This is a genomic window from Reyranella sp. (assembly GCF_965227665.1).
In the GTDB taxonomy this organism is placed as follows: Bacteria; Pseudomonadota; Alphaproteobacteria; order Reyranellales; family Reyranellaceae; genus Reyranella.
The window spans coordinates 2703088-2730041 of record NZ_OZ245767.1 but is presented as its reverse complement, the minus strand read 5'-3'; the positions used below and the strand labels follow the sequence as shown (position 1 = coordinate 2730041).

At 66.3% G+C, this 26954-nt stretch carries 25 protein-coding genes; 15 read left to right on the top strand and 10 right to left on the bottom strand.

What is annotated here, in order from left to right:
* Positions 1 to 4 precede the first annotated feature (4 nt).
* The gene (locus tag ACO07I_RS13175; RefSeq protein ID WP_422018002.1) at positions 5 to 2350 is read right to left on the bottom strand and encodes a heavy metal translocating P-type ATPase; all 2346 of its coding nucleotides are present in this window, start codon (positions 2348 to 2350) and stop codon (positions 5 to 7) included.
* A gap of 37 nt (positions 2351 to 2387) precedes the next feature.
* Between ACO07I_RS13175 and ACO07I_RS13170 the strand changes: the two genes are divergently transcribed.
* The 7 genes from ACO07I_RS13170 (at position 2388) to ACO07I_RS13140 (ending at position 8516) form a co-directional block, all read left to right on the top strand.
* Positions 2388 to 2663, top strand: a complete 276-nt coding sequence (locus ACO07I_RS13170) for a metal-sensitive transcriptional regulator (protein ID WP_422018000.1) — start codon at positions 2388 to 2390, stop codon at positions 2661 to 2663.
* Position 2664: 1 nt separating this feature from the next.
* Positions 2665 to 3015: a hypothetical protein gene (locus tag ACO07I_RS13165; RefSeq protein ID WP_422017998.1), complete on the top strand. Its 351-nt coding sequence runs from the start codon at positions 2665 to 2667 to the stop codon at positions 3013 to 3015.
* Positions 3016 to 3057: 42 nt separating this feature from the next.
* On the top strand, positions 3058 to 4800 hold the full coding sequence (locus tag ACO07I_RS13160) for a copper resistance system multicopper oxidase (protein ID WP_422017996.1): 1743 nt from the start codon (positions 3058 to 3060) through the stop codon (positions 4798 to 4800).
* On the top strand, positions 4781 to 5509 hold the full coding sequence (locus ACO07I_RS13155) for a copper resistance protein B (RefSeq protein ID WP_422017994.1): 729 nt from the start codon (positions 4781 to 4783) through the stop codon (positions 5507 to 5509). Before ACO07I_RS13160 ends, ACO07I_RS13155 begins: the two co-directional genes overlap by 20 nt.
* A 67-nt stretch (positions 5510 to 5576) precedes the next feature.
* The gene (locus ACO07I_RS13150) at positions 5577 to 6626 is read left to right on the top strand and encodes a TRAP transporter substrate-binding protein (RefSeq protein WP_422017992.1); all 1050 of its coding nucleotides are present in this window, start codon (positions 5577 to 5579) and stop codon (positions 6624 to 6626) included.
* Between the two features lie 17 nt (positions 6627 to 6643).
* A complete protein-coding gene (locus ACO07I_RS13145) occupies positions 6644 to 7228 on the top strand; it encodes a TRAP transporter small permease subunit (protein ID WP_422017990.1) in 585 nt (194 codons plus the stop codon).
* 1 nt (position 7229) lies between these two features.
* A complete protein-coding gene (locus ACO07I_RS13140; RefSeq protein WP_422017988.1) occupies positions 7230 to 8516 on the top strand; it encodes a TRAP transporter large permease in 1287 nt (428 codons plus the stop codon).
* Here the strand turns inward: ACO07I_RS13140 and ACO07I_RS13135 are convergent.
* Both ACO07I_RS13135 and ACO07I_RS13130 read right to left on the bottom strand, forming a co-directional pair.
* The gene (locus ACO07I_RS13135) at positions 8513 to 10615 is read right to left on the bottom strand and encodes a hydantoinase/oxoprolinase family protein (RefSeq protein ID WP_422017986.1); all 2103 of its coding nucleotides are present in this window, start codon (positions 10613 to 10615) and stop codon (positions 8513 to 8515) included. The genes ACO07I_RS13140 and ACO07I_RS13135 overlap by 4 nt on opposite strands.
* 5 nt (positions 10616 to 10620) lie before the next feature.
* Complete coding sequence (locus ACO07I_RS13130) at positions 10621 to 12414, bottom strand: hydantoinase B/oxoprolinase family protein (RefSeq protein ID WP_422017984.1); 1794 nt, start codon at positions 12412 to 12414, stop codon at positions 10621 to 10623.
* Between the two features lie 175 nt (positions 12415 to 12589).
* On the opposite strand from ACO07I_RS13130, the gene ACO07I_RS13125 reads away from it, so the two are divergent.
* A complete protein-coding gene (locus ACO07I_RS13125) occupies positions 12590 to 13804 on the top strand; it encodes a patatin-like phospholipase family protein (protein ID WP_422017982.1) in 1215 nt (404 codons plus the stop codon).
* A gap of 8 nt (positions 13805 to 13812) precedes the next feature.
* On the opposite strand, the gene ACO07I_RS13120 is transcribed toward ACO07I_RS13125, so the two are convergent.
* Positions 13813 to 14793 carry a Bug family tripartite tricarboxylate transporter substrate binding protein gene (locus ACO07I_RS13120; RefSeq protein ID WP_422017980.1) on the bottom strand — a complete coding sequence of 327 codons (981 nt, stop codon included), beginning with the start codon at positions 14791 to 14793 and terminating at the stop codon, positions 13813 to 13815.
* A 66-nt stretch (positions 14794 to 14859) separates the two neighbouring features.
* Here ACO07I_RS13120 and ACO07I_RS13115 point away from each other — a divergent pair, with 66 nt between their 5' ends.
* Positions 14860 to 16068: a CaiB/BaiF CoA transferase family protein gene (locus tag ACO07I_RS13115; protein ID WP_422017978.1), complete on the top strand. Its 1209-nt coding sequence runs from the start codon at positions 14860 to 14862 to the stop codon at positions 16066 to 16068.
* 110 nt (positions 16069 to 16178) lie between these two features.
* Here ACO07I_RS13115 and ACO07I_RS13110 read toward each other — a convergent pair whose 3' ends face one another.
* A complete protein-coding gene (locus tag ACO07I_RS13110; RefSeq protein ID WP_422017976.1) occupies positions 16179 to 16895 on the bottom strand; it encodes an alpha/beta fold hydrolase in 717 nt (238 codons plus the stop codon).
* A gap of 57 nt (positions 16896 to 16952) precedes the next feature.
* Between ACO07I_RS13110 and ACO07I_RS13105 the strand changes: the two genes are divergently transcribed.
* Genes ACO07I_RS13105 through ACO07I_RS13095 form a run of 3 tightly spaced genes read left to right on the top strand, consistent with a single transcriptional unit; the run spans position 16953 to position 19625 of the window.
* Positions 16953 to 18098 carry an OpgC domain-containing protein gene (locus tag ACO07I_RS13105; protein ID WP_422017974.1) on the top strand — a complete coding sequence of 382 codons (1146 nt, stop codon included), beginning with the start codon at positions 16953 to 16955 and terminating at the stop codon, positions 18096 to 18098.
* Positions 18095 to 18835 carry an SGNH/GDSL hydrolase family protein gene (locus tag ACO07I_RS13100; RefSeq protein WP_422017972.1) on the top strand — a complete coding sequence of 247 codons (741 nt, stop codon included), beginning with the start codon at positions 18095 to 18097 and terminating at the stop codon, positions 18833 to 18835. Before ACO07I_RS13105 ends, ACO07I_RS13100 begins: the two co-directional genes overlap by 4 nt.
* 13 nt (positions 18836 to 18848) lie before the next feature.
* Positions 18849 to 19625, top strand: a complete 777-nt coding sequence (locus ACO07I_RS13095) for a cyclase family protein (RefSeq protein ID WP_422017970.1) — start codon at positions 18849 to 18851, stop codon at positions 19623 to 19625.
* A 63-nt stretch (positions 19626 to 19688) separates the two neighbouring features.
* Here ACO07I_RS13095 and ACO07I_RS13090 read toward each other — a convergent pair whose 3' ends face one another.
* From ACO07I_RS13090 to ACO07I_RS13080, 3 genes are read right to left on the bottom strand one after another with little or no spacing between them, the layout of a single operon-like run.
* On the bottom strand, positions 19689 to 20237 hold the full coding sequence (locus ACO07I_RS13090) for a carboxymuconolactone decarboxylase family protein (RefSeq protein ID WP_422017968.1): 549 nt from the start codon (positions 20235 to 20237) through the stop codon (positions 19689 to 19691).
* 31 nt (positions 20238 to 20268) lie between these two features.
* Positions 20269 to 20859 carry a hypothetical protein gene (locus ACO07I_RS13085; protein ID WP_422017966.1) on the bottom strand — a complete coding sequence of 197 codons (591 nt, stop codon included), beginning with the start codon at positions 20857 to 20859 and terminating at the stop codon, positions 20269 to 20271.
* Between the two features lie 12 nt (positions 20860 to 20871).
* Positions 20872 to 21627 (bottom strand): aldolase, encoded by a 756-nt coding sequence (locus ACO07I_RS13080; RefSeq protein ID WP_422017964.1) that lies wholly within the window; start codon positions 21625 to 21627, stop codon positions 20872 to 20874.
* A gap of 97 nt (positions 21628 to 21724) precedes the next feature.
* On the opposite strand from ACO07I_RS13080, the gene ACO07I_RS13075 reads away from it, so the two are divergent.
* A complete protein-coding gene (locus tag ACO07I_RS13075; RefSeq protein WP_422017962.1) occupies positions 21725 to 23086 on the top strand; it encodes a hypothetical protein in 1362 nt (453 codons plus the stop codon).
* On the opposite strand, the gene ACO07I_RS13070 is transcribed toward ACO07I_RS13075, so the two are convergent.
* Both ACO07I_RS13070 and ACO07I_RS13065 read right to left on the bottom strand, forming a co-directional pair.
* The gene (locus tag ACO07I_RS13070; protein ID WP_422017960.1) at positions 23061 to 23786 is read right to left on the bottom strand and encodes a DUF1194 domain-containing protein; all 726 of its coding nucleotides are present in this window, start codon (positions 23784 to 23786) and stop codon (positions 23061 to 23063) included. The two genes, ACO07I_RS13075 and ACO07I_RS13070, sit on opposite strands and share 26 nt — an antisense overlap.
* Positions 23787 to 23904: 118 nt before the next feature.
* On the bottom strand, positions 23905 to 24630 hold the full coding sequence (locus ACO07I_RS13065; protein WP_422017958.1) for an RNA recognition motif domain-containing protein: 726 nt from the start codon (positions 24628 to 24630) through the stop codon (positions 23905 to 23907).
* Between the two features lie 289 nt (positions 24631 to 24919).
* Here ACO07I_RS13065 and ACO07I_RS13060 point away from each other — a divergent pair, with 289 nt between their 5' ends.
* Together ACO07I_RS13060 and ACO07I_RS13055 are read left to right on the top strand one after the other, a co-directional pair.
* Positions 24920 to 25234, top strand: a complete 315-nt coding sequence (locus tag ACO07I_RS13060) for an NIPSNAP family protein (protein WP_422017956.1) — start codon at positions 24920 to 24922, stop codon at positions 25232 to 25234.
* A gap of 16 nt (positions 25235 to 25250) precedes the next feature.
* Positions 25251 to 26939, top strand: a complete 1689-nt coding sequence (locus tag ACO07I_RS13055) for a thiamine pyrophosphate-binding protein (protein ID WP_422017954.1) — start codon at positions 25251 to 25253, stop codon at positions 26937 to 26939.
* Positions 26940 to 26954: the final 15 nt, after the last annotated feature.

Genomic DNA, 26954 nt, shown 5'->3' with positions numbered 1-26954 from the left:
AAAGTTAGATCCGCAGGCGTCGCAGTCGGAGTGCATTTCCGATGACACTGACCGAACTCAAGGCCATGGCCGCGGCAGCGAACACGGGACTGAGGGTAATTCCGAGCAGCGGATAGAGAACGCCTGCTGCAACCGGTACGCCGGCGGCGTTGTAGACGAACGCAAAGAACAGGTTCTGGCGGATGTTGGCCATGGTTGCCTGCGAGAGGCGGCGGGCGCGGGCGATCCCCAGCAGGTCGCCCTTCACCAGGGTGATGCCGGCACTCTCGATGGCGATGTCGGTGCCGGTGCCCATGGCGATGCCGACATCGGCGGCGGCCAGGGCGGGCGCGTCGTTGATGCCGTCTCCGGCCATGGCGACCACGCGGCCCTCCGCTTTGAGGCGCTGGACGATCCGCGCCTTGTCCTCCGGCAGCACCTCGGCCTCGACGAAATCGATGCCCAGCCGGGCGGCGACCGAGGCGGCAGTGCGCCGGTTGTCGCCGGTCAGCATCACGATGTGCAGGCCGGCCTCGCGCAGGTGCTTCAGGGCTTCCGGCGTGGTCTCCTTGACCGGATCGCTCACTGAAAGGAGCCCCTCGGCCCTGCCGTCGACAGCCAGGAGCACGACCGTGGCTCCGTCCTGGCGCAGTGCATCGGCTTTCGCGTCGGCGGTGGCACTATCGATACCGGCTTCGCGCAGGAAGGCGGCGTTGCCCAGCAACAGACGCCGGCTACCGACTGTACCCGACACGCCCTTGCCGGCGGGCGAGGCAAACCCTTCGACTTCGGATACCTCCAGCCCGCGCACCCGGGCGCCGGCCAGGATCGCGGTCGCAATGGGATGTTCGCTGCCGCGCTCGAGGCTGGCGGCCAGGCGCAGGATTTCGTCTTCCGACACGGTCCCGAGCGACTCCACCGTGGCAAGGGTCGGCTTGCCCAGCGTCAAGGTGCCAGTCTTGTCGATCACCAGGGTATCGACCTTCTCCAGCCGCTCCAGTGCCTCTGCGTTGCGGATCAGGATGCCGGCGGCCGCGCCTCGGCCGACGCCGACCATGATCGACATGGGCGTGGCCAAGCCCAACGCGCAGGGGCAGGCGATGATCAGGACGGAGACCGCCGCCACCAGCGCATAGGAGAAGGCCGGCGCCGGGCCCCAGATCGACCAGGCGGCGAACGCGATCACCGAGACCGCGATCACCGTCGGCACGAACCAGCCTGCGACGATGTCGGCCAGGCGCTGGATCGGCGCGCGGCTGCGCTGTGCCTCGGCCACCATCTTGACGATGCGCGACAGCATCGTGTCGCTGCCGACCAGTTCGGCCTTCATGACGAAGGTGCCGCTGGCGTTGACCGTGCCGCCGATGATCCTGGCGCCGATCGCCTTCGAGACCGGCATGGGCTCGCCCGTTATGCTCGATTCGTCGACCGACCCCGTCCCTTCGATGACCGTGCCATCGACCGGTACTTTTTCGCCCGGGCGAACGCGCAGCCGGTCGCCCACTGCGATCCGGTCGATCGCCACCTCGGCATCGTTGCCGAGTTCATCAATCCGCAATGCCGTACGGGGCGCCAGTCCCAGCAGGGCCTTGATGGCGCCGCCGGTCGCATCGCGCGCGCGCAGCTCGAGCACCTGTCCCACCAGCACCAGCACGACGATCACAGCGGCCGGTTCGAAATAGACCGATACCGTCCCGTCAGGGGCGCGCACAGCCGAGGGGAACAGGCCGGGCGCCAGGGTCGCCACGACGCTGTAGATCCAGGCGACGCCGGTGCCGAGCGCGATCAGCGTGAACATGTTGAGATGGCCGGTCCGCACCGACTGCCAGCCGCGCACGAAGAACGGCCAGCCTGCCCACAGGACCACCGGTGTCGCGAGTGCCATCAGCAGCCATGGCATGACGCCGTGCGGCAGCAGGCCGTGCAGGCCGAACAGATGGCCGCCCATGTCGAGTGCCACCAGCGGAACGGCCAGCGCACCGCCGATCCACAGGCGCCGCTGCATATCCAGGAGCTCTTCGTTCGGCCCGTCGTCGAGCGAGATCTCCGCGGGTTCCAGCGCCATGCCGCAGATCGGGCAGCTTCCGGGGCCGACCTGCCGGATCTCGGGATGCATCGGGCAGGTGAAGATCGTGCCGGGGGCGACCGGCGCCGCGGGCGGTGCGTCCTCGGGCTTGAGATACCGGGCGGGATCGGCCGTGAACTTCTGCAGGCACTTCGGATTGCAGAAGTAGTAGGTCTGCCCCCCGTGAACGGTGGTGTTCTTCGCCCCCTCGACCTTCACCTTCATGCCGCAGACGGGATCGATGGCGATGCCGGGATCGGCGGCGGGCGCGGTGCCGTGGGAGGCGTGGCAGCAGGCATGGGTCATGCTTGCTACCTATACCCTACGGGGGTATGGTTCAAGGATGGACGAAAAGCTCAAGAAGTCGCAGCTCGCGCGCCTCAGCCGGATCGAGGGCCAGGTGCGCGGCGTGGCGCGCATGATCGAGGAGGAGCGGTATTGCATCGACGTGCTGACGCAGATCCGCGCGGTGCGGGCCGCGCTCGACAAGGTCGAGCAGGAGACGCTGGGCGATCACCTGCAGCATTGCGTAGCGCATGCCTTCCATGCCGGCTCGGAGAAGGACCGGCAGATCAAGATCGACGAGATCCTCGAAGTGCTGGACAGCCGGCGTCGCTGACATGACCGGGCTTCGCTCTTTCCTCTGGTTGCTCGCGCTGGTCGCCTTCGCCGTTCCCTCATTGGGAACGCGCGCGGTGCCGGTCCAGGCGGCCACGGAGCACGGAGCGGACCACGCGGCCATGACCGATTGCCGCGAGCACAAGCCACCGCCACCGGACGATTGCCCCTCGGCGGGCACGACCAAGCACGTCACCGGCGATTGCTGCCCGGCCATGGGCGGCGTTTTCGCCCTGTTGCCCGCGGACGCGCCGGCGGCCGTCGGTCCGATGACCGAACTGCATCGCACCGCGGCAATCCGCAACCTGACCGGTCTCGCGCCTGCGAGGGAGCCGCCGCCACCCCGAGCCTGAACCGAAGCCCCCTTCGCTTCCTTTCAGTTTCGGGAGATTTCCATGTCGATTCGACGTTCGTTCGTCGGCCTCGCGCTGCTGGCCTTCGGGTTGTCTGCGCCGCCGGCTCTCGCCGGCACCTATGATCTGATCATCGATCGCACGACTGTCGCGATCGACGGCCAGACGCGCCGCGTGTTTTCCATCAATGGCGAGATCGCCGGTCCGACGCTCCGCTGGACCGAGGGCGAGGAGGTGACGGTGAACGTCACGAATCGCCTGAAAGAGGACACGTCGATCCACTGGCACGGCATCCTGCTGCCGTTCCAGATGGACGGCGTGCCGATGGTGAGCTTTCGCGGCATCCGGCCCGGCGAGACTTTCACCTATCGCTTCAAGGTCCGCCAGGCCGGTACCTACTGGTATCACAGCCATTCCGGCGGACAGGAGCAGGAGGGCCTGTATGCGCCCATCGTGATCGCTCCGGCGAAGGGCGAGCGCGAACAAGCGGCGCGCGACCATGTCGTGATGCTCTCCGACCATCACGCGATGTCGGCGGGCGCCATCCTGCGCAAGCTGAAGCAGGAGCCAGGCTACTTCAACGACCGCAAGCGCACCTTGCCCGGCCTGTTGCGTGACCTCGCCGCGGCCAGGACCACGGAGGAGAAGCAGGCCGTCATCTCGAGCCGCCTGATGTGGGGCGAGATGCGCATGGACCCGACCGACCTCGCCGATGTGACGGGCTATACCTTCCTGGTGAACGGCCGTGGTCCGACCGACAACTGGACCGGCCTGTTCAGGCCAGGCGAAAAGGTGCGGCTGCGCTTCGTCAATGGCTCGGCGATGACGATCTTCGACACGCGCATCCCGGGTTTGCGCATGAAGGTGGTCCAGGCCGATGGCCAGGACGTGAAGCCTGTCGAGATCGACGAGTTCAGGATCGGTGTCGGCGAGACCTACGACGTCATCGTCGAGCCGAAGGACGACCGCGCCTACACGATCGAGGCGCAGTCGATCGACCGGCGCGGCTTTGCCCGCGGCACGCTCGCGCCGCGCGAAGGCATGAGCGGACCGGCGCCGGTGCCACGGCCGCCCGCGCTGCTCGGCGAGGCCGACATGGGACATGGTGGCATGCCTGGCATGGACCACTCGAAGATGGACCACGCAAAGATGGGCCATGCTGCATCGGCATCGTCCGATCTGTCGGGCCTCGTGCACGTGCCGCCGGTCGACGCGCCGGCCGGATCGAGGGTGCTGTCCTATGCCGACCTGCGGCGGGCCGACCGCTCGTATCGCCTGCGACCGCCCGATCGCACGATCGACATCCGACTTACCGGCAACATGGAGAAGTTCTTCTGGTCGTTCGACGACCGGAAATACTCCGAGGACCCGGTGATGAACTTCACGCAGGGCGAGACGGTGCGTCTGGTCTTCCGCAACGAGACGATGATGAACCATCCGATCCATCTGCACGGACTCTGGATGGACCTGGAGAACGGCGCGGGCGAAGAGCGGCCACGCAAGCATGTCGTGATCGTTCCGCCCGGTCGCACGGTGAGCGTCACGGTGCGCATGACGGAGGCCGGCCGCTGGCCGTTCCACTGTCATTTTCTCTATCACATGATGACCGGCATGTTCCGCGAGTTCGTCGTGGCGCCCTCGGCGGTGCCGGTGGTCGACGACGTCGTGCCCGCGGATGAACCGGTGGCGCGACCCTCGAGACCGGCGGCGCGACCAGCGACACCCGCGCCCGCTCCGGCACCCGCGCCCGCGACGGGAGGTGGCCATGGCCAGCACCATCACTAGGCTGCTGAGCGCCGCGGCGTTGTTCCTCGCGGCCGCGCCTGCCCGGGCGATGGACGACCAGGAACTGTTCTGGCGCTTCGACGCCCGTGCGGAGAAGCGTATCTCCTCGATCGCGCCGGCGACCGAATGGGCGGCGTCCGCCTGGATCGGCGAGGATCGCAACAAGCTACGGCTGGCCAATACCGGCATCGTCGGAGACAACGGCCACATCGACAATGAAGGCGGGACCAGGGGCATCGACAGCCGCTTCTTCTACAGCCGGCTGATCTCTGATTTCTGGGACGCCAAGGCGGGTGTGCAGTTCACGGTGTTCGACGAGGGGGTCACGCGCTCGGGCTTCCTCGCGGGCGTCGAAGGGCTGGCGCCCTTTGGCATCCATGTCGATCTGGTGGCCGGTGTCAGCCAGACCGGTGTGGTGAGTGCCCGGCTCGAAGCGTCCTACGATGCGCTGCTGTCGCAGAAGCTGATCGCCACGCCCTACCTCGAGGCGATGGTTGCCTCGAAGGACGATCCGGCCATCCAGCTCGGCAGCGGACTCGCGCGGTTCGAGCTGGGGCTGCGGCTGCGCTACGAGATCACGAAGGAGGTGGCACCCTACATCGGCGTCGCCTTCGAGCAGTTCACCGGCAACACCGCGAACTTCGTCGCGGCAACCGGCGAACCGACCTCGCTCGTTCGGGCGCTCGTGGGCCTGAAGGTCTGGTTCTGACAACAACGCGTGGCATGCAAATTGCTGCATCGTTCCCGGGTATTCGGGGACGATCCAGGGGGTTCGCATGTTCCGTCGTATGCTGTCCGGTCTCGCCGTGGCTGCGTCTTTCGTCTCCGTCGCCGCGGCGCAGGACCTTCCGAAGAGCCAGTTCAAGGTGATCGGGCTCAACAGTCCGACACCCGTCTCGATCCACGACGAGCTGCCGTTCTGGCGCAAGACGATCCCCGAGGCGTCAAAGGGCGCGATCACTGTCGACGTCACGCCGCTCGACCAGATGGGCATCGACGACAAGACGATGCTGCGGCTGCTTAAGCTCGGCGTCATGGACTTCGCCGCCATGGACATCTCCAAGATGGCCGGCGACGACCCGCGCTTCGAGGCGTGCGATCTCGCCGGGCTGACGCTCACGCCGGCCAAGGCGCGCGCGGCCTGCGATGCCTATCGCGCCGTGATCGACCGCCAGATGCAGAAGAACTGGAATGCCAAGCTGCTGGCCTTCGGTGGCAACACGCCCCAGGTCTTCTGGTGCCGCGACGTGCTGGCCGGCCTTGAGGGCCTCAAGGGCAAGAAGATCCGTGTCTTCAACAACACGATGCGCGACTTCCTGAGTGGCGTTGGCGGGACCGCCGTCAGCATGGCCTTCGCCGAGGTCGTGCCGGCGCTCAACAATGGCGTGGTCGATTGCGGCGTGACCGGCAGCCTGTCGGGCAACACCGCCGGCTGGGCCGAAGTCACCAAGTCGATCTACCCGATGTCGCTGGGCTGGAGCATCAACGTGCTGGCCGTCAATCTCGATACGTGGAAGCGGCTCGATCCCAAGACGCAGGCTTTCCTGACCGAGCAGTTCAAGGCCTACGAAGACAAGATGTGGAAGACGATCGAGACCACGACCGCCGAGGCCGACAACTGCAATACCGGCGTACAGCCCTGCACCATGGGCAAGCTCGCCAAGACGACCATCGTTCCGGTCAAGCCCGAGGAAATGGCCGCGCATAAGAAGCTGGTCGAGGGTGCAGTCCTCGCCGGCTGGGCCAAGCGCTGCGGGGCGGCCTGCGCCAAGGAGTGGAACGAGACCGTCGGCAAGACGCTCGACCTCAAGGCACCGACGCCCTGACCGGCGGCGGCGTGGGCATGATTGGGGTCCGGCGCTTCGCCCAGTGGGGCCTGTGGTTCGGCGGCGCGCTGGTTCTCCTGGCCGCGGTGCTGATCGGCATCGACGTTCTGATGCGCAAGTTCCTCGCGCTGTCGATCGGCGGGGCCGACGAGCTGGCCGGTTACTCGCTCGCGATCGGGACGACGTGGGGGCTGGGCGCCGCCCTGCTCGATCGGGCCCACATCCGCATCGACTCCTTGTATGTCCTGTTCCCGCAGAAGCTGCGGTTGGCGCTCGATCTCGTGGCGTTGGTGCTGTTCACGGGGTTCTTTGCGCTGACCCTGTGGCACGGGTACGGGGTCATGGCTCAGTCCTGGACGTCGGAATCGCGCAGCCAGTCCGCCCTCGAGACGCCCACCATCATCCCGCAGTTCCTCTGGCTCGCCGGACTGGTGGCCTTCGTCGCTGTGGCGTTGATCCTGCTGGTGCAGGCCCTCCGGCTGGGCGCCGCGGGCGACCTGAACGGCATGGCCCGGCTGATCAGCACGCGCTCGGCCGAGGAGGAGGTGGAGGAGGAGATCCGAGACCTCAAGGATCGCCAGGTTCGCGAGGGGAGAAATTGACGTGCTGATCGTCACGCTGCTCATCCTCATCGGCCTGCTCGCGCTGGCCATCCCCGTCGCCGCCGGTCTCGGCATTCTCGGCCTGTCGCTGTCGGGCCTCTATTCGAAGCTGCCGCTGTCGCTGGCGATGGGTGAGATTGCCTGGGGCACGTCGAACAACTTCCTGCTCGTCGCCATTCCCTTCTTCGTGCTGCTGGGCGAGATCCTGCTGCGGTCCGGCATGGCGGAACGCATGTACAACGCCCTCGTGCTCTGGGTGCCCTGGCTGCCGGGCGGCCTCATGCACTCCAACATCGCCGCCTGTGCGATGTTCGCGGCGACCTCGGGTTCGAGCGTGGCAACGGCGGCGACCATCGGCACGGTGGCACTGGGCGAGGTCGAGAAGCGCGGTTATTCGGAGCGCCTCTTTCTCGGCACCATCGCAGCCGGCGGGACGCTGGGAATCCTGATCCCGCCCTCGATCAACATGATCGTCTATGGCGTCCTGACCGAAACCTCGATCCCGAAGCTCTACCTCGCCGGCTTCATTCCGGGTCTCGTGCTGGCCGCCCTGTTCAGCCTGACGGTGCTCGTGATCTGCCTCGTCCGTCCCGCACTGGGCGGCAAACCGACCTCGACGAGCTGGGCTCAGCGCATCGCCGCGTTGCCCGACCTGATCCCGCCCCTGGTCATCTTTCTTGCCGTGATCGGCTCCATCTACGCCGGCTGGGCGACGGCCACCGAGTCGGCGGCGCTGGGCGTGATCGCTTCGATCGGTATTGCAGCGGCCTATCGGCGTCTGACCTTTCGCACGCTCCTCAACGCCTTCGAGGGAACGATGCGCACGACCGCCATGATCATGGCGATCCTGCTCGCGGCCTACTTTCTCAACTTCGTCATCACCTCGATCGGCCTCACCGGCCAGGTGAACCGGTTCATCACCAGTCTCGGCCTCTCGAAGGTCCAGCTCCTGATCGTCGTGGTGCTCTTCTACTTCGTGCTCGGCATGTTCATGGAGACGTTGTCGATGATGGTGGCGACAGTGCCGATCATCGCGCCGGTCATGATCGGGGCCGGCTACGATCCGATCTGGTTCGGCATCATGATCATCATCCTGATGGAGCTGGCCATGATCACGCCGCCGGTCGGCATCAACCTCTACGTCGTCCAGGGCCTGCGCAAGAAGGGCCGGATCGACGACGTGATCATCGGCACGTCACCCTTCGTGATCACCATGCTGCTGATGCTGGTGGTCCTCTCGATCTGGCCGCAGATTGCGCTGTGGCTGCCGCAAATGGCGGCGACCTAAGTCACCGCCGCCGCCAGCGTCATCACGATATTTCCTGCGCTGTCGCGCTCGGCTCGCGCGCCGGGCGGGACGACGCAGGTCGTGTCGTATTCGTCGACGATCAGCGGTCCGATCATCGGCGTCGCGAGGTCGGCGCGGCTCACCACCGGCGTCTCCATCCAGCCATGCGCATCGCCGAACCAGGCGCGGCGCGAAGCCTGGCCCTTTGCTTCGGCCCGGCTTGGACGCACGTTTTGCGGCACGCCGCTGCCCTCGCGCAGGCCCGCGCCCACGAGCTGGATGGAAACCAGCTCGACCGGTTCGTCGGGACCGGCCCGGTGGCCGTAAGTGCGCTCGTGCTCCCGGCCGAAGGCTTCCTCGAGATGCGTTACCATGCGGGCGTCGATCAGCCCGTCCGGCACCGGCACGGTGAGCTCGTAGCTCTGGCCCTTGTAGTGGAGTGCCGCGGAGCGCTTCAGCCGGGCGCCTGTGCCCGTGAAGCCTTCGACGGCAAGTTGCCCGTCGGCCTGCTCCGCCATCGCCGTCCAGGCACGGTCGATCTCGCCCAGATCGGCCTGGCGCAGCAGGCGGCGGAAGGTCCGCGCATAGTGGTGCTCGACATCGGCATAGAGCAGGCCGAAGGACGAGAAGAGGCCGGCCGAGGGCGGCACGATCACGCGGCCGATGCCCAGCGCCGCCGCCATGCCGGCCGCGAACAGGGGGCCGTTGCCGCCGAAGGCGAACAGCGAGAATTCGCGCGGGTCGCGGCCGCGCTCGGTCGACACCGCCTTGATGGCGCGGATCATGTTTGACGCCGCGATCAGGTGGGCGCCGTAGGCCGCGCGCTCGACGGTCATGCCGAGGGGCTTGGCGATCTTCTGCTCGAACACGGCGCGCGCCTTGTCGGCATTGAGCTTCACCGCGCCGCCCACCAGATGGCCGGGATTGATGTAGCCCAGCAGGACGTTGGCATCGGTGATGGTCGGCGCTTCGCCGCCCTTGTCGTAGCAGACCGGACCGGGGAAGGCGCCGGCGCTCTCCGGTCCCGCCTGCAGCGCGCCGCCGGGATCGATCCAGACATGGCTGCCGCCGCCCGCACCCACTTCGGCCAAGTCGATGGCCGGGACCTTCAGCGTGTAGCCCGCGCCGGTGAGCAGGCGCGAGCCGATCATGATGCCGGCGCCCACGGCATATTCCTGGGCGCGGGCGACCTCGCCGTCCTCGACCATCGAGGCCTTGGCTGTCGTGCCGCCCATGTCGAAGGTGATGATCTTCTCGAGCTTCTTGGCGCGGGCCAGGGCCTGCGCGCCGACCACGCCGCCGGCCGGACCCGATTCGATGATGTTCATCGGCCGCTCGGCGGCGGCGGTGTCGGTGGTGAGGCCGCCGTTCGACTGCATCAGTAGCAGGCGCGCGGGAATACCGGCACTGTCCAGGCCGCGACGCAGCGCATGCAGGTAGGTCGCCACGATCGGCATCACATAGGCGTTGATGACCGTGGTCGAGGTGCGCTCGTATTCCTTGATCTCGGGCAAGACCTCGCAGGACACGCTGAGCGGCAGGTGAGGCGCCTTGCGGGCGACGATGTCGCGCAGCATCAGCTCGTGCGCCGGATTGGTGAAGGAGTTGAGCAGGCAGATGGCGATCGCCTCAACCTTTTCGGCCAGCAATTCATCGACCGCGCGCTCGGCGTCAGCCGGATCGAGTGCCCGGTCGACGCGGCCGGCATGGTCGACCCGCTCGTCGACCACCTTGCGCAGATAGCGCTCGACCAGCGGCTCGGGCTTGGTCCAGGCGAGATCGTAGAGCTTGGGCATGCGCAGGGTGCGGATCTCCAGCACGTCGCGGAAGCCCTTGGTGGTGATCAGCCCGACCCTGGCGCCCTTGTGCTCGAGGATCGCGTTCGAGGCCACGGTGGTGCCGTGGCGGATCTCCTCGATGGCACCGCCGTCGAGCCCGGTCTCGCGGAAGACCTCGCTCAAGCCGTCGACGATCGCCTGGGCATAGTTGCCGACGCTCGACGAGATCTTCTTGGTGTGGATGGTGCCGTCGGAACCCAGTAGCACGATGTCGGTGAAGGTGCCGCCGATGTCGACGCCGACGCGATAGGTCACGGTCATGGGAGCTACTCCGCCGCTCGGGCGAGCGGTGCCGGGTCGTGCCACTGCACCTTGGGCGGCTCCGTCCAGCCGCGCGCCTTGGCGATCTCGGCGCGGCGCCGCTCGGTCGCTTCGGTGTCGACCGTCCAGGCGCTGGTGTCGATCACGACGCCGTAGTCGGCGAGCGCCTTTGCCGGCGAGAGCAATTCGTTGCGCACGTCGCGCAGCACGGCGGCCGGATCGCGCTCCAGCGGATCGCCCCAGCCGCCGGCGCCGGCCAGCACGTGGCGGAAGATGTCGCCGCCGTTGACCGTCATGGTGAGCTTGGAAGGCAGCAGCCGGTTCTCGCCGTCGGGATTGAGATAGTTCTCCGACGGTCCGCCGGGACTGCCGCCATAGAGACCGAACGGGCGATGGTCGCGCCGGTCGGAGCGGACCTGCAGCATGCCTTCGGCCTCGAGGAACTTGTAGTCGCGCCGGAAGGGCACGCCGCCGCGATATTTGCCGGCGCCCGCCTTGTCGGCCACGAACTCGTAGGCCAGCAGCTGGATCGGCTGCTCGGCCTCGGTCACCTCGATCGAGTGCGAGGCCATGTTGGCGAACATGTGCGAGTTGCCGTCGAGCCCGTCGGCGAAGGGGCGGGCGCCCCAGGCGCCGCAGGTGAAGTCGACATAGACGAAGGGCTTGCGCGCCGCATCATAGCCGCCGATCGAGATGCCGGTGTTGCCGCCGTCGCCCGCCGCCTTCACGCGGTCGGGCAGCATCATGGCCAGCGCGCCGAACATGCAGTCGGTCATGCGGAAGCCGGTCAGGCCGCGCGCCGCGCAGGCCGCCGGCAGCACGCCGTTGCCTACGGTGCCGGGCGGGCAGATCACTTCGATTGCCCGGAACACGCCCTCGTTGTTGGGGATGCCCGGCGGCAGCACCGAGCGGATCCCGGTGTAGGAGGCGGCCTTGGTGAAGGAGAGTGTGTTGTTGATCGCGCCCTTGACCTGCGGGTTGGTGCCGGTCCAGTCGACCACCATGTGGCCGCCCTTCTTGGTGAGGGTGACGAACAGGCGGATCGGCTTGCCGTAGTCGACGCCGTCGTCGTCGATCCAATCCTCGAAGCTCCACTGCCCGTCTGGCAGTTCCTGGATCGCCGCCCGCGTCAGCCGCTCGGCATAGTCGATGACCTCGTTGAGGTAGAACTTCGTCTCTTCTGCCCCATGGCGCGCCACAAGCTCGGCGAACTGCTTCTCGCCGATATGGCAGGCCGCGAGCTGGGCGCGCAGGTCGCCGAACAGCTGGACGGGCAGGCGGACGTTCTTCTCTATGAACGTCATGATGGTCTTGTTGAGCACGCCCTTGTCGTAGAGCTTCATCGGGGCGATGCGGAGGCCTTCGGCGTAGATCTCGGTCGAATCCGAGGCGTTCGAGCCGGCGACCCTGCCGCCGACGTCGATGTGGTGGCAGACCGTGCAGGCGAAGGCCAGTCGCTCGCCCTGGTGGAACAGCGGCTTGATCACGAAGATATCGGGCAGGTGCATGCCGCCGTCGAACGGATCGTTCATGATGAAGACGTCGCCTTCGGCCATGTCGTCCTTGAAGTGACGCATGATCGATTCCATGGCGGTCGGCACCGAGCCGAGGTGGCCCGGCAGGGTCAGTCCCTGGGCGGCGAGCTTGCCGTTGGCGTCGGCGAAACCCGTGGAATAATCCATGTTGTCCTTGAGCACGCCGGAGTAGGTCGTCCGGAAGACCGTGAGCGCCATCTCGTCGGCGATCGAGAAAATGGCGTTCTTGAAGAGCTCCAAAGCGATCGGATCGGACACCGGCACTTCGTCTTCCTCCCGAATTCTGCTGCCGTCATTGGCGCGGGCCTCGCCATGCAATTTGCAAGCCGCTTCGCCTGTCGAACGCGCGGATGCTTGTTCGAGGGGCGAAGTCCGACCGGTCGCATGGGCGAACTCCCTCCGGGTGCGCTAGAGTGCGGTCCCCTCCGAAGGAACGTTCATGCCCAAGACCAAGATTGCCCTCGCTTGTCAGGGCGGCGGCAGCCAGACCGCCTTTACAGCAGGCGCGTTGAAGGCGCTCTGCCAGGCTCAGGGACAAGGCCGGCTGAAGGACGAGTTTGAGGTCGTCGGCATCAGTGGCACCTCGGGCGGCGCCGTATGCGCCACGCTGCTCTGGTACTCGTTCATGAAGGGGGAGCGGCCGGTCTGGAAGCGCATGATGGATTTCTGGGAGGAGAACACCGCCCAGGGCCCGGTCGAGCACGCCATCAACAGCTTCATCGTCGAATCTGTCCGACTGGTGAATGCGGGCGTGATGCCGACTCTTCAACTCAGCCCGTCGTCGCCGCTCATGCAGTCGATGATGGGATTCATGACGACGGGACAGCGTACGGGCTTCTCCGATTTCCGTGGGCTTCTGGAGAAGCACATCGACTTCGCCGAGATTGCCTCGTGGGGACCGCGGCCACAGCGACCGATCCTCATGCTGGGCGCCGCCAACGTCACCAGCGGCGCGCTGGCCAAGTTCGTGTCTTCACGCGAGCCCATCCGGGTCGAGCACATCCTGGCGTCCTGCGCGGTTCCAAACATTTTTCCGGCCGTGCAGATCGGACAGGACGCCTTCTGGGACGGGCTCTTCTCCGACAATCCGCCGGTCGAGGAGCTGATCCGGCCGCGCTCGGTCGGCGAGGCCAACATTCCCGACGAGATCTGGCTGATCAAGATCAACCCGACGGCCAGCCGGAGGGTGCCTCTGAAGCCCGGCGAGATCGTCGACCGGCGCAATCAACTCGAGGGCAACATCTCGCTGTTCCAACAGCTCGGGCACCTCGAAATCATGAACGACCTGATACTCGCCGATGCCTTCCGGCCCGAGTTCCTGAGGCGATTCGACATCAAGGCGCCCGTCCGCATTCCGAAGTCGTTCCACACGGACGGCGCCAAGCCCTACCACATTCCCTGTATCGAAATGCCGGCCGAGCTGCAGGACATGCTCGACTTCGAGGGCAAGATCGATCGCGGCTCGGAGAATATCGGTCGCCTGATCGCCGAGGGCGAGAAGGCGGCGGAAGTCTTTCTGAAGGCCCGTGCAGAAGCCGTCGCCGCGTCTTCCCTCGGCGAGAACCAGACCGCCGGGCAGGCAGCCCCGAACGGCGACGGTTTCAGTGAGCTTCCGATTTCACGCTGGCGCGATCCGCCGACCCGACCTGAGTAAGGGCCTGCTTACTGCGGCTCGATCTTCGCGATCTTCACGTACTCGGCCCACTTGGCCCGTTCCTCGCGGTCCTGTGCGGCGCATTGCTCAAGCGTCAGCGGCCTGGCGGTGAGGGCGAATTCCTCGGTGAGGCGCTTGTTGTTCGCGGGCGCGGTGATGGCCTCGTTGATGAGCGTGTTCAGCCGCTGCTGGATCGGCAGCGGCGTCGCCTTCGGCACGGCGATGGCCAGGAAGCCCGAGCTCACGAACCCGGGGAAGGTTTCGGCGAGGGTCGGCACATCGGGATAGAGTGGGCTGCGCTCGGGCAGCGAGATGGCGAGCGGCCGTGCCTTCTTGTCGACGACTTGGCCCCGCGCGGCGGTGAGGTCGACGAACATGAAGTTGATGGCGCCGCCGTAAAGGTCGTTCCAGGCATTGCCGATCGCCTTGTAGCCGACCCCCTGCCAGTCGACGCCGGCGCGCTTGCCCAGCACCTCGGCCGGGACCTGCGAACTGGCATTGAAGTAGCCGAAGTTGAGCTTGCCCGGGTTCGCCTTCGCATAGGCAAGCAGCTCGGCCAGGGTCTTGTAAGGGCCGTCGGCCGGCACGACGAGGAAAGTGCCGGAGGAGCCGATGATGCCCACCACCGAGAAGTCCTTTTCCGGATCGTAGCCCGGGTTCTTGTACATGTGGACGTTGGCGGCATTTGTCGAGGTGGTGGCCAGCATCAGCGTATAGCCGTCCGGCGGCGCGACCTTCACCGACATCGCGCCGACGATTCCATTGGCGCCCGGCTTGTTCTCGACCACGAAGGGCTGGCCGGTCTTGTCCTCGATGTACTTGCCGACGAGGCGCGCGGTGATGTCGCCCGAGCCGCCGGGCGCGAAGGGCACGATGATGCGGATGGCTTTGGTCGGATAAGTTTCGGTCTGCGCAGCGGCGGGCAGGGCGGCGAGAAGCGGCAGGGCGAAGAGGCTGCGACGAGACAGCGATGTGCGGAATGTGTCCATGGGAGTGAAGTCTAACGCATGCGCGCCGGATGGACAGCGCGGCGCTTGCAGCCCTACCTTGCGCCCATGTCAAAATCAGGTCGGCCGCCGCTCGACGGCATTCGCGTCATCGATTTCTCCCGCGTGATCGCGGGGCCCATGTGCACCCAGATGCTTTCGGACATGGGTGCCGAGGTGATCAAGATCGAGAACCCCGACGGCGGCGACGACACGCGCAAGGGCGCCGGCCCGCGTGCCGGCGGGACCGATGGCGAGAGCCACTTCTTCATGGCCTTCAACAGGGGAAAGAAGAGCGTCGCGCTCGATTTCACCAAGCCCGACGGCCAGGCGATCGTGCACAAGCTGCTCGCCAATGCCGATGTGCTGGTCGAGAACTTCCGGCCGGGCGTGCTCAAGAAGTATGGATTCGACTATGCCAGCGTCGCTGCGAAGTATCCGAAGCTGATCTATCTTTCCATTTCGGCATACGGACAGACCGGGCCTTTGTCTGACCGACCGGGCTACGATCCCGTGTTGCAGGCCGAGTCGGGCATGATGAGCGTGAATGGCGAGGCCAATGGCGAGGGACTGCGCCACGCCATCGCCATCGTCGACACGATGACGGCGATCCATTCTGTCGCCGCGGTCAATGCCGCGCTCTATGCGCGCCGCGATACCGGCAAGGGCCAGCAGATCGACCTCGCGCTCTACGACACCGCGCTCGTGTCGCTGGGCAACATGGGCGCCTACTATCTGATCGGCGGCGAGCAGCCGCGCCGCGCCGGCAACGGCCATTTCGCCTCGGCGCCCAACAGTTCGTTCGAGACGGCGAACGGCAAGATCTACATGGCGGTCGCGAACCAGAAGCTCTTCGCCGACACGGCCAAGGCGCTCGGCCATCCCGAATGGGTGACCGATCCGCGCTTCGATACGGTGGCCAACCGCGTGGCCAACAAGCCCGAGCTGACGCGCCTCATGGAAGAGGTGCTGACGACCGACACCAAGGAGAACTGGGCGCAGAAACTGCGCCACCTGCCGGCCGGCCCGATCCGCACCATGAAGGAGGCGCTCGACGAGCCGGAAGTAAAACGCCGCGGGATGCTGAAGACCTACAAGCATAGCCGGGTGGGCGATGTGCCGCTGATCGGCTCGAACTTCCACTTCTCCGACACGCCGGTCGACGACACGCGACCGCCGCCGGCGCTGGGCGAACACACCGATCAAGTGCTCAAGGAATTGGCGGGTCTCGGGGCCGCGGAGATTGCGGCGTTGCGCGAGAAGAAGATCGTCGGCTGAGGACTTTCTCTTTCACGTCGCCCTGAACGGAGTGAAGGACCTCACCGAACGACCGATGCCTCCCTGCTGGCGTGAGATCCTTCGCCTTCAAATCAGGATGACGGGAATCCTCACCTGTCCAGCCATGTCTTCAGGATCAGGTTGGTCTCCTCGGGCTTTTCCATCGTGACGAGATGGCCGCACTGGTCGACGACCACCAGCGCGGCCGCCGGAATGGCCTTTGCCATCTCCTCGGACAGAAACAATGGCGTCGCCGCATCGTCGCGGCCGCAGACGACGATGGTCGGGCACCTGATGCGCGGCAGGTCTGGCCGCCTGTCGGTACGGATCGCTGCCAGCTCTTCCTGCCGCTTGTAGATCTCGACGCCGATTTCGCCGCACATCGTCATCACCTCGTCGACCAGCGGCTTGTCGGGCAGGCGATAGGCCGGGATGAAGCGCGTCATCTGCATGCCGAGAACCAGTTCGAAATGACCTTCGTTCACCAAGCGGATGCGGGCGCGCCGGATCGCACGTTCCGCCTCGCTCTGGCTCCTCATGCCGGTATCGAGCAGCGCGAGCCTGGTCACGCGTTCGGCGGCGAACTGCATGATCTCGACCGCCAGCATGCCGCCCAGCGACAGGCCGGCCAGCGCGAACTTCTCCGCCGGCATCTGGTCGACCACCCAGCGGGCGGCGCTCTCCCAACTGTCCCAGATGGAGAGCGGCGCCGTGCGCCAGTCCGGCACGACGATCTCGGCCTTGCCCGCAAGGGCGGCGACCTGCGCGGCGAACAGGCGCGGCGAGCACAGCACGCCGGGAACAAGCAGCAAGGGTGTCTTGGTCATCTCTTTCCTCCGGCGCGAAGCGTAGCGCAGACGATTCGTCTGCGGTACCAATAGGCCATGGCCGCCGCCTCCGTTCGCGACATCCGTCTCGACCTGTTCCGCGGGCTCGCACTGTGGTTCATCTTCCTCGACCACATTCCGACCAACATCGTGAGCTGGCTGACCGTCCGCAACTACGGCTTCAGCGACGCGACCGAGATCTTCGTCTTCATCTCCGGCTACACCGCCGTCATCGCCTACAGCCGCATGCTGGAGGAGGAAGGCTGGCCGCGCACCGCCGCGCGCATCTATCGCCGCGTCTGGCAGCTCTACGTCGCCCATATCCTGCTGTTCGTGGCCTTCTCCGCGCAGATCGCCTGGGTCTCGATCGCCCGCGACACGCCGGCCCTGATCGAGGAGATGCAGTTGATGGGCCTCGGCGATAATCCCTATCGGGCGATTCTCGAGGCGGCCCTGCTCAAGTTCCGGCCGGTCAATCTCGACGTGCTGCCGCTCTATATCGTGCTACTGGCCGCCTTCCCGCTGGTCCTGCCCGCGGTGGTGCGCTGGCCATGGGGCGTGATCGCGATTTCGATCGCCTTGTATGCCGCGACCTGCCAGCTGAACTGGAGTCTGCCGGCCTATCCCGACGAGAAGGTCTGGTACTTCAACCCCATGGCCTGGCAGGTCGTCTTTCATGTCGGGGCAGCCTGCGCGGTGTTCGGCTCCGGTCTCTCCTGGCTCGACCGATTCCGCGGCACGCTGACCACACTGGCGGTCGCCTTCCTGCTGTTCGCGGCCTTCATAGCCCTGTCCTGGCAGTACAATCCGCTGGAACAGCTGGTGCCGGTCTGGGTGGCCCGGATCATCTATCCGATCGACAAGACCAACATCGACGTCCTGCGGTTCCTGCATTTCCTGGCCATCGCCTGGCTGGTCCGGATCGCCGTGCCGATTGACGCCCCCGCCCTGAAATGGCGAATCTGGGAGCCACTTCGCAGATGCGGTGAAGCCTCCTTGCTTATATTCTGCATCGGGACCTTCCTGGCGCTGAGCGGCCAGGTCATCGTGAGCCACTATGAAGATTCGATCTTGTCGCAGATTGTCGTGAGCCTCGTCGGCATCGCCATCATGTGCGGGGCCGCCTATATCGCGGCCTGGTTCAAGCGCGGAGATACGCGTGCGCCGGGCCGTGTGCGGGCTGCGGCCGGGGCGTCCCGGTGAAGCGGACGATCGCCTTTACTGTCGCGATCCTCCTGTTCGCGTTGGGTGGAACGGTCCACGCGAAATCCATGACCCTGTGCCGGGCGAAGCCTGACCTGCTCACGCTTGGGACGAACCTGCCGGTCGCGCGCAAGGCGATCGCCGAGCGCAAACAGCTTCGAATTATTGCCTTGGGCTCGTCCACGACCGCGGGATACGGAGTTTCAAATCCCGCCTTCGCCTATCCCACGCAGCTCCGCATCGGCCTGGAGAAGGCGCTGCCCGGCATCGACATCGAGGTGATCAACCGCGGGATCGGCGGCCAGGACGTCGAGGAGATGGCCGCCCGCATGCAGGTCGAGATGCAGGAAAACCCGGCCGCGCTGGTCATCTGGCAGACCGGCACCAACGCCGCCATCCGGCACATGCCGCTCGACAAATTCGACAGCACGCTGCGCGGCGGCCTGAAGCTCGGCAAGTCGCTGGGCGCGGACTTCGTCCTGATGAACCTGCAGTACGTGCCGGCCGTCGTCGCCGCGCCCGACAAGGAAGCCTACGAGAAGATCATGGCCGATGCGGCCAGGGACTATTCCGCCGGCCTGTTTCGCCGCTACGACATCATGCGCGGCTGGTACGATGACGGCATGCCCTACGCCCAGTTCGTGCAGCTCGATGGGCTCCATCTGAACGATTTCGGCCAGAAGTGCATCGGCAGGCTGCTGACCCGTTCGATCCTGGACGCGCTGAAGGCTCCGTAGAAGAGGACGCAAGATGCCTCGTCGCTTCGTCGATCTTTCGATCTACCTCGAGAACGACGTGATCTCCGATCCGCCGCCGTTCGGGCCGAAGATCCAGTATCACAAGCATGCCGACACCGCCGGCCAGATCGCCGGCTTCTTTCCCGGCCTCAGGAAGGAAGACCTTCCCGACGGCGCCGGCTGGGCGGTCGAGAACGTCAATCTCTCGACCCACAATGGCACGCATCTCGATGCGCCCTATCACTTCCACCCGACGATGAACAAGGGCGAGCGCGCAATCACCATCGACGAGGTGCCGCTCGAGTGGTGCTTCCAGCCCGGCGTGAAGCTCGACTTCCGCGACAAGCCGGATGGACACGTGATCACGGCCGCCGAGGTCGAGCAGGAGCTGCAGCGGATCGGCCACGAGCTGAAGCCGCTCGAGATCGTCGTCGTGAACACGCGCGCGGGCTCGCGCTACGGCAATGACGACTACGTCAACTCCGGTTGCGGCATGGGCTACGACGCCACGATCTTCCTGCTGGAGAAGGGCGTGCGTCTCACCGGCACCGATGCCTGGAGCTGGGATGCGCCGTTTTACTTCACCGCCCAGAAATGGGCGAAGGATCACGACCCGTCGATCATCTGGGAAGGCCACAAGGCCGGCCGCGACATCGGCTACTGCCATCTCGAAAAGCTGCACAATCTCGAAGCGCTGCCGGGCGACGGCTTCACCATCGCCTGCTTCCCGCACAAGATCCGCGGCGCCTCGGCGGGCTGGACCCGCGCGGTCGCGATCTTCGAGGAATGACGCGCCGAGCGCGTCATTCCGAGCTCTGGTGAGGAAGTCCAGTAGCTTGGCGCTGCCCGCCGCCTACGGCAGCGGGTCGGGCTCGCCCGGCGGCAGCGGCATCTCGAAGACGTTGAGGGTCATCGACACCAGCATGTAGTAGCCGCAGACGCCGACGAGATCGACGACACCCTTCTCGCCGAACGCATCGATGGCGCGCTTGTAGTTGGTCGGCGCGACGCGGTTGGTCTCGAGATATTCGGTGACGAAATCGTAGACCACCTTCTCGACGTCGCGCTTGAAGGGCGGCGTGGCCCGCAGGCGGACGGCTTCGATGATGTCTTCCGCGAGGCCGGCTTCCTTGGCGAGGCGCGCATGCGCGTAGAATTCGAACTGCGCCTTGAAATGACGGCCGACCAGGCAGATCGCCAGCTCGGACAGGTCGCGCGGCAGCGAATTGTCGAAGCGGCAGTATTCGCCGAGCTTCTGGGCGCGGTCGGCCAGCACGGGGCTGCGCAGCCAGGGCTCGAAGGGGCCGCGCAGGCCGCCACGGGGACCCGACAGGATCGCGTCGGCGACCTTCTTCTGTTCGGGGTCGAGCTTGTTCAGGTCGAGCGGCGCCAGACGCGGCATTGCGTTTCCTCTGTTCTGTGTTTTCGAAAGTCTAGAGCGGGCAGCCGGCGTCGGCGACGCGGTTGGCATCGGCGGCATCGAAGATGTGGTTCACGATCGACAGGCCGGCGTCCATCGCCGCGCTTGAGCGCACGCTGCAGGATCCGGTGGCCGTCCACAGTACCTTGCCGCTGGCCGAATCGTAGAGCGTGAGCGACACGCGCAGGGTCGAGCCGGAGCGCGCGGACGGAACCGTGTCGCGCCGGCCGATCGGATTGGCCGGCAGCGCGAGACGCGGATTGGCGCCGGTTTCATAGTCCTGGCTCTGCATCATCGGCATCTCGCGATCCATGCCGCCGGACAGGTCGAAATAGCTCACGTCCATGCGCATGATGCTGCCGCCGCTGAACCCGACCTGGTTGCCGCGCTGGGTCAGGCGGACCATGACCTGACGGCGCAGCTCGCGGGCGAGATGGGTGTCGGAGGTGAGCTGGACGGCGATCTTGACCTTGGGAATCTTCTGGTAGGCCTTGATCTCGATCTCACCCAGCTTCGGCCCGCTGCCCACGCCGTATCCCTGGGCGGAGGCAGGCGCCGCGAAGAAGAGCGCCGAGAGCGCGACAAAGGTGGCGGCGATACGCATTCGTCTTTCCCCTCAACGTCCCTCGACCGCCGTCAGCCTGCTCCAGCCGGCCTCGTCCCGGTCGAGCATGCGCTTCAGCGATTCGAAATGCAGGAAGGCCTGTTGGGCCTCCCCCGCGATCTGTCTGGCCGTATGCTCGGCCATCGCCTCGTCGATATTGTGCAGTTCCCGCCCTGTCTGCATGGCCAGCACCTGCACCATCGCCGCACGTTCGAGGTAATAGAGGTCATCGTAGGCTTGGGCAACGGTCGGGCCGGAGACGATGACGCCGTGGTTTCGCAGGAACAGGATGTCCTTGTCCCCCATGGCCCGGCACATGCGCTCGCCCTCGTCATTGGACAGCGCGACGCCGCCATAGGCCTCGTCGTAGGCGATGCGTCCCCAGTAGCGGAAGGCATTCTGGGTGCACATCTCGATACGGCCGTCGCGGATCGAGGTCAGCGCCGTGGCGTAGGGCATGTGGGTGTGCAGCACGACCTTGGCGCGCGGGTTGCCGGCGTGGATCCGGGCATGGATGTAAAAGGCGGTCGGCTCGACCGGATACTTGCCCTCGATGATGTTGCCGTCGCCATCGGCCATGACGATGTCGGAGGGCGTGATTTCCGACCAGTGCAGGCCCTGGGGGTTGACCAGGAAGAGATCGTCGCGGCCGGGCACCGCCATGCTGAAATGGTTGCAGACGCCCTCGTTCAGCCCATGCCGTGCGGCCGCTCGCAGCGCAGTCGTCAGGTCGATCCGCGCCTGGGTGATCGGGTCGTTGGCAAGCATCCAAGGGCTCCGTTGAAATAAGGCTCCGCGGCGGGCGATGATGCGGCCAAGCCTATGGTGCGGCCAAGTAAAATCGCCGCGGTCTGGAGCGTGTTTCGTGAACGCCTTGTTCGCATCGCCGCTGGGCGCCCTGCTCGCGCGGCCGTGGGTCGATCCGGTGGCCCTGCATGGCCTGCGGCGCTGGTACCTGCCGCTATCGCGCCTCTGGGCGTCGGCCAATCTGGCCCGTCTGGACACGGAGCGTTTTCGCGACGAGGTCGGTATCGCGCTGCCGGCCCTGTGGTCCCGCCCGCGCCTGCAACGCCTGCTGGCGCGCCATGAGCGCGCCCGTGCCCGGGCCGAAGTCACGCGGGACGCGTGGGAGCGAGCGCTCTTCGATCCGGCATCGGCGGGAGATCCGGGGCAGCTCGATCGCCTGAGACGCAGCGCGGCAACGGCGCATCTCTCGACGCGCCCCCTGTTCTCGCCGCTTCTGTTCCCGAAAAGACCGCCGATCGCGCGCTGGGCGATCGAGGATCCGCAGCAGGTCGAACGCGAGCTCGGCCCGCTGCTGGACGATCCGCGCTCCCTGTACGTCGCGTCGATCGACACCGCTGCGGTCACGGTCTCGCGGGCCTCCTTGAAGGACGGCATGCGCGAATACTGGCTTCGCGCGGCGACACCGTCGCCTCGGCTGCGGCGCCGGGCTGGCAGCGAAACGCTTTATGCCCGTGTCGTCGAACCGGTGGATGGGGCGACGCACACTCTGGTTTCCGGCAGCGGCCTGTGCGTCGAGCTCGACCTGCTGTCGCTGGCGCGTGATCCTGGTCTGCATCTGGCAGCCATGGGCTGGCGGGTCATCGAACCCGTCTCGGCCTATCACGGCCTGCGCGCGATGCCGGGCTTCTACGGCGGTGAGCCGTTCTTCGCGGCCGGCCCGACCAGTTCGATGGACCTCATCCTCGGCCAGGCGATCGAGTCGGCTCTGCTGATCGCGTGGGCGCGCACGCAGTTCGGCGGCAAGGTGGCGCTGGCCGGCGTGTCGATGACGTCTTTCGTCGCCCAGGTAGCCGCCAGCCATTGCGATCTCTGGCCGGCGCAAGCGCGGCCCGATGCGGCCATGCTGATCAGCCATTCGGGTCGGGTCGAGGACGTCACGTTCGGCGGCGCGCTCGCCGAGATGCTGGGTCTCGACCGCGCGTTGATCGCCGCGGGCTGGTCGCGCGAGAGCCTGGCGCGCCTGTCGCGCGCCATCGATCCGGCGGAAAGCCCGGCGCTGCCGCCGTCGCGTATCGTATCGGTGCTCGGGGAGACCGATCGCTGGGTGCCTTACGATGACGGTCTCGCGCTTGCGCGACGCTGGCGGTTGCCCGAGGCGAACGTGTTCCAGTACCGGCTCGGCCATCTCGGCATGCCGGTCCAGCTCACGCGCGACGGGGCCGCCTTCCGGAGGCTCAGGCAGGTGCTGGAGGAAGGGTAGGGGCGCTTTCGGATATTTCGCGCACCAGCTTGGTGCGTACGGCCCGGCCGAAATGATCGAAATTGTCGGCCACGACAAGGAATGAGCCCGGTCCGCCGATGACGCTCTCCTCGTAGTACTTGTCGAGCGTGAGGTCGGGCGGGCGGCCGAAATTGCTGCGGTTCATCATGACCGGCAGTCCGTTGACCACGATGCCCTGCGACACGAGCTTGTCGCGCACGATCTCGGCCGGCGGCCCGTCGTTGGTGCGGCCGTCACCCGAAACGTCGATGACGCGCCGCTTCGCGGCAAAAGGCGAATTCTCGAAGCGCTGGCCGGCGTGGGCAAGGGCCGCTCCGACGGCGGTCCAGCTCTGCGAGGTGCGCGGTGCCTCGGCGAGCTTATCGGCGAGGCGCCGGGCCGCACCCGGACTGTCGATCACCGTCCAGTCGATCACGACGGCCTGGAAGTGGGCGCCCGCCCATTCCGTGTAGCAGACCGCGATCCGCCGGTTTTCGCCCGACAGGATGGCGTCGACCACCCGGTCGTTGGTCAGCGCCTCGATATAGCCGCGCCGCTGGAGATCGGCCTCGACCTCGTCGATCGATCGCGAGACGTCGACGGCCAGCACGAGCTGCAGATCGACCGGTGTCTGGGCGCGAGCCGACGTCGCCGTCGCCAGCGCTGCCATGGAGCCTACGAGCGCCGACCGTCGCCTCATGCCCACCTCCGTCGAAGGAGCGAAGCATAGCACCGGAACCGCCGGCGCAAACGAAAACGCCGGAGGAAATCCTCCGGCGTTCAGGTCGGCCGTCAGGACGGCCTATTGCCAGTATGGCCTATTGATCGTCGTCGAAGCCGCGCTTGCGCGGTTCGTAGTCGCGCTCGCGGCGCGGCTTGTCCGGAGCGCCGCCGCCGAAACGACGGGCTGGCTTGCCGAAATCGCCGCCTTCGGCCGGAGGAGCAGGAGGAGCGCTGGAGAAATCGGCGCGGCGATCCCGCATCGGACCACCATCGCCACCGGGGCCTGCGCCACGGTAACCGCCGCCGCCCTCGCGACCGCCGCCACCATAGCCGCCGCCACTGGCGCCGCCGGGACCGCCACCACCGTAGCCGCCGCCACCACCGCCACGATAGCCACCGCCACCGCCGTCACGGCCGCCGCCACCACCGTAGCCGCCACCACCGCCACCACCGTAGCCGCCGCCACCGCCACCATAGGGCGGGCGCGGGCCGCGCGGACGGAAGCCGCCGCCGTCACGACCGCCGCCACCGCCACCGCCGCCATATCCACCACCGCCGCCGCCGCCACCGGGCTGACGTTCGACGGCTTCACGGACCGCGATCGAGCGGCCATCCAGCAACGCGCCGTTCATGGCCTGCATGGCCGAAGCGCCTTGGTCATCAGTTTCCATCTCGAGGAACGCAAAGCCGCGGCTGCGGCCGGTCTCGCGATCCACGATCACTTTCGAGGATGTAACGGTGCCGAACTGAGAGAAGGCTTCAGACAGACGCTCAGACGTGACCGAATAGGGCAGGTTGCCCACAAACAATTTGCGACTCATTCAAGGCTCTGGGCTAGAGGAAGGATCGAGCGGAGTCCGGCGCGCGCTTGCTGGACGGATGCGTCCAAGCGTTTCGATGACCTTTGACAGATGACCAAGTAGCTCACGGGAAGACGTTGACCGGTATCGCGCTCCGCGACTGTGTGCCGAGACTCATGATGATGCTCGTCGGCGAGTGTCGCAATGCAGCACTTATGCGCCTATTCAAGCTTTGAGTCCACCGCGTCGCGGAGTTGAGGCACAAGGAAGCAAGGCACACAATCGACAGGATTTCGGGAGGGATTTGAAAGTGATCGTCGACCATCGAACCTACGAGCTACAGCCCGGCCGCCTGCGCGACTTTCTCGCGCTCTATGAAAAGGAAGGTCTGCCTGTCCAGCTCAAGCATCTCGGCAACCTCGTCGGCTACTACACGACGGAGGTCGGCAACGTGAACGAGATCGTTCACATGTGGGGCTACACCGACCTTGCCGACCGCACGAAGCGTCGCGCGGCGATGGCTGCCGATCCCGCCTGGCAGGCTTATTTGCAGAAGAGTCGAGAATTTATGAAGACGATGAACAACAAGATATTGGTGCCCACCACCTTTTCACCCACGAAGTAAGGGAAAGATCTCCAACATGGCTACCGCATACCCGCGCCGCAGCGGCGCGCAGGTTCTGATCGACCAACTCCGCATCCACGGCACCGATACGATCTTCGGCGTGCCCGGCGAGAGCTATCTGGCCGCGCTCGACGCCCTCTACGCCCAGCGCAATTCCATTCGCTATGTCATCTGCCGCCAGGAAGGCGGCGCCTCCTACATGGCCGAGGCCTACGGCAAGCTGACCGGCAAGCCTGGCGTCTGTTTCGTCACGCGCGGGCCCGGCGCCACCAATGCCAGCGTCGGAATGCATACCGGCTTCCAGGATTCGACGCCCATGATTCTGCTGGTCGGACAGGTCGCCCGCGAGCAGGCGGAGCGCGAAGCCTTCCAGGAAATCGACTATCGCCGCATGTACGGCCAGATGGCCAAGTGGGTAACCCAGATCGAGGATGCCCGCCGCATCCCCGAGATCGTGAGCCAGGCTTTCCATCGCGCCATGAACGGCCGGCCCGGGCCGGTCGTCATCGCGCTGCCCGAAGACATGCTGGTCGACGAGGTCGAAGTCGCCGACACAGGTCCCTACAAGGTCGCGCGCGGCGCGCCCGCGCCGGAAGACATGGCGACGTTCCGCGAACTGCTGGCCGCGGCGAAGCAGCCGCTGGTCATCCTGGGCGGCGGCGGCTGGGACGCCAAGGCCTGCGACGACATCAAGGCGTTCGTCGAGGCCAACCACCTGCCGGTGACGACCGCCTTCCGCAACCAGGACCTGATCGACAACCGCCACGACAATTTCGTCGGCGATCTCGGCCTCGGCGTGAACCCGCCGCTCGGCAAGCGCATCAAGGAGAGCGACCTCATCATCGCGATCGGTCCGCGTCTCGGCGAGGCCACCACCGGCGGCTACACCATGTTCGACGTGCCGGTGCCGGCGCAGAAGATGGTGCACGTGCATGCCGGTGCCGAGGAACTGGGCCGCGTCTATCAGGCGACCCTGCCGATCAACTCGGGCATGGCGCAGTTCGCGGCGGCCGCCAAGGCGATGAAGCCGGTCGATGCCTCGGCCTGGAAGGCGGGCGTCGCCGAAGCGCGGGCCGATTATCTCAAGAACATCGAGCCGACGCCGCAGCCCGGCTCGGCCAACCTCGCGGAGATCGTGGGCTGGCTGAACAAGCGTCTGCCCGACGACGTCATCGTCACCAACGGCGCGGGCAACTATGCCGGCTTCGTGCACCGCTTCTTCCAGTATCGCGGCTTCCGCACCCAGCTCGCGCCGACCAACGGCTCGATGGGCTATGGCGTGCCGTCGGCGGTGGCGGCGAAGATCGCCGCGCCCGGCCGCACCGTCGTGTCGTTCAGCGGCGACGGCTGCTTCCTGATGAATGGGCAGGAGTTCGCGACCGCCGTCCAGCACGGCGCGAACGTGGTGTTCATCGTGGTCGACAATGGCATGTACGGCACGATCCGCATGCATCAGGAGCGTGAGTATCCGACGCGCGTCCACGGCACCGAGTTGAAGAACCCGGACTTCGCGGCCTATGCCCGCGCCTTCGGCGGCCATGGCGAGACGGTCGAGCGCACGGCGGACTTCGAGGCGGCGTTCGAGCGCGCGCTCGCCGCCGGCAAGCCCTCGATCATACATGTGAAGACCGATGCCGAGGCGATCACCTCGCGCATCACCATGAGCAAGCTGCGAGAGCAGGCGCTGGCGAAGCATAAGCACTAGGCAAACGAAGCGGCC

Excerpts from the sequence above, each read along its gene's own strand:
- ACO07I_RS13175 (WP_422018002.1), bottom strand. The coding sequence starts at position 2,350 with ATGACCCATGCCTGCTGCCACGCCTCCCACGGCACCGCGCCCGCCGCC.
- ACO07I_RS13170 (WP_422018000.1), top strand. The coding sequence starts at position 2,388 with ATGGACGAAAAGCTCAAGAAGTCGCAGCTCGCGCGCCTCAGCCGGATC.
- ACO07I_RS13165 (WP_422017998.1), top strand. The coding sequence starts at position 2,665 with ATGACCGGGCTTCGCTCTTTCCTCTGGTTGCTCGCGCTGGTCGCCTTC.
- ACO07I_RS13160 (WP_422017996.1), top strand. The coding sequence starts at position 3,058 with ATGTCGATTCGACGTTCGTTCGTCGGCCTCGCGCTGCTGGCCTTCGGG.
- ACO07I_RS13155 (WP_422017994.1), top strand. The coding sequence starts at position 4,781 with ATGGCCAGCACCATCACTAGGCTGCTGAGCGCCGCGGCGTTGTTCCTC.
- ACO07I_RS13150 (WP_422017992.1), top strand. The coding sequence starts at position 5,577 with ATGTTCCGTCGTATGCTGTCCGGTCTCGCCGTGGCTGCGTCTTTCGTC.
- ACO07I_RS13145 (WP_422017990.1), top strand. The coding sequence starts at position 6,644 with ATGATTGGGGTCCGGCGCTTCGCCCAGTGGGGCCTGTGGTTCGGCGGC.
- ACO07I_RS13135 (WP_422017986.1), bottom strand. The coding sequence starts at position 10,615 with ATGACCGTGACCTATCGCGTCGGCGTCGACATCGGCGGCACCTTCACC.
- ACO07I_RS13125 (WP_422017982.1), top strand. The coding sequence starts at position 12,590 with ATGCCCAAGACCAAGATTGCCCTCGCTTGTCAGGGCGGCGGCAGCCAG.
- ACO07I_RS13120 (WP_422017980.1), bottom strand. The coding sequence starts at position 14,793 with ATGGACACATTCCGCACATCGCTGTCTCGTCGCAGCCTCTTCGCCCTG.
- ACO07I_RS13115 (WP_422017978.1), top strand. The coding sequence starts at position 14,860 with ATGTCAAAATCAGGTCGGCCGCCGCTCGACGGCATTCGCGTCATCGAT.
- ACO07I_RS13110 (WP_422017976.1), bottom strand. The coding sequence starts at position 16,895 with ATGACCAAGACACCCTTGCTGCTTGTTCCCGGCGTGCTGTGCTCGCCG.
- ACO07I_RS13105 (WP_422017974.1), top strand. The coding sequence starts at position 16,953 with ATGGCCGCCGCCTCCGTTCGCGACATCCGTCTCGACCTGTTCCGCGGG.
- ACO07I_RS13095 (WP_422017970.1), top strand. The coding sequence starts at position 18,849 with ATGCCTCGTCGCTTCGTCGATCTTTCGATCTACCTCGAGAACGACGTG.
- ACO07I_RS13090 (WP_422017968.1), bottom strand. The coding sequence starts at position 20,237 with ATGCCGCGTCTGGCGCCGCTCGACCTGAACAAGCTCGACCCCGAACAG.
- ACO07I_RS13085 (WP_422017966.1), bottom strand. The coding sequence starts at position 20,859 with ATGCGTATCGCCGCCACCTTTGTCGCGCTCTCGGCGCTCTTCTTCGCG.
- ACO07I_RS13080 (WP_422017964.1), bottom strand. The coding sequence starts at position 21,627 with ATGCTTGCCAACGACCCGATCACCCAGGCGCGGATCGACCTGACGACT.
- ACO07I_RS13070 (WP_422017960.1), bottom strand. The coding sequence starts at position 23,786 with ATGAGGCGACGGTCGGCGCTCGTAGGCTCCATGGCAGCGCTGGCGACG.
- ACO07I_RS13065 (WP_422017958.1), bottom strand. The coding sequence starts at position 24,630 with ATGAGTCGCAAATTGTTTGTGGGCAACCTGCCCTATTCGGTCACGTCT.
- ACO07I_RS13055 (WP_422017954.1), top strand. The coding sequence starts at position 25,251 with ATGGCTACCGCATACCCGCGCCGCAGCGGCGCGCAGGTTCTGATCGAC.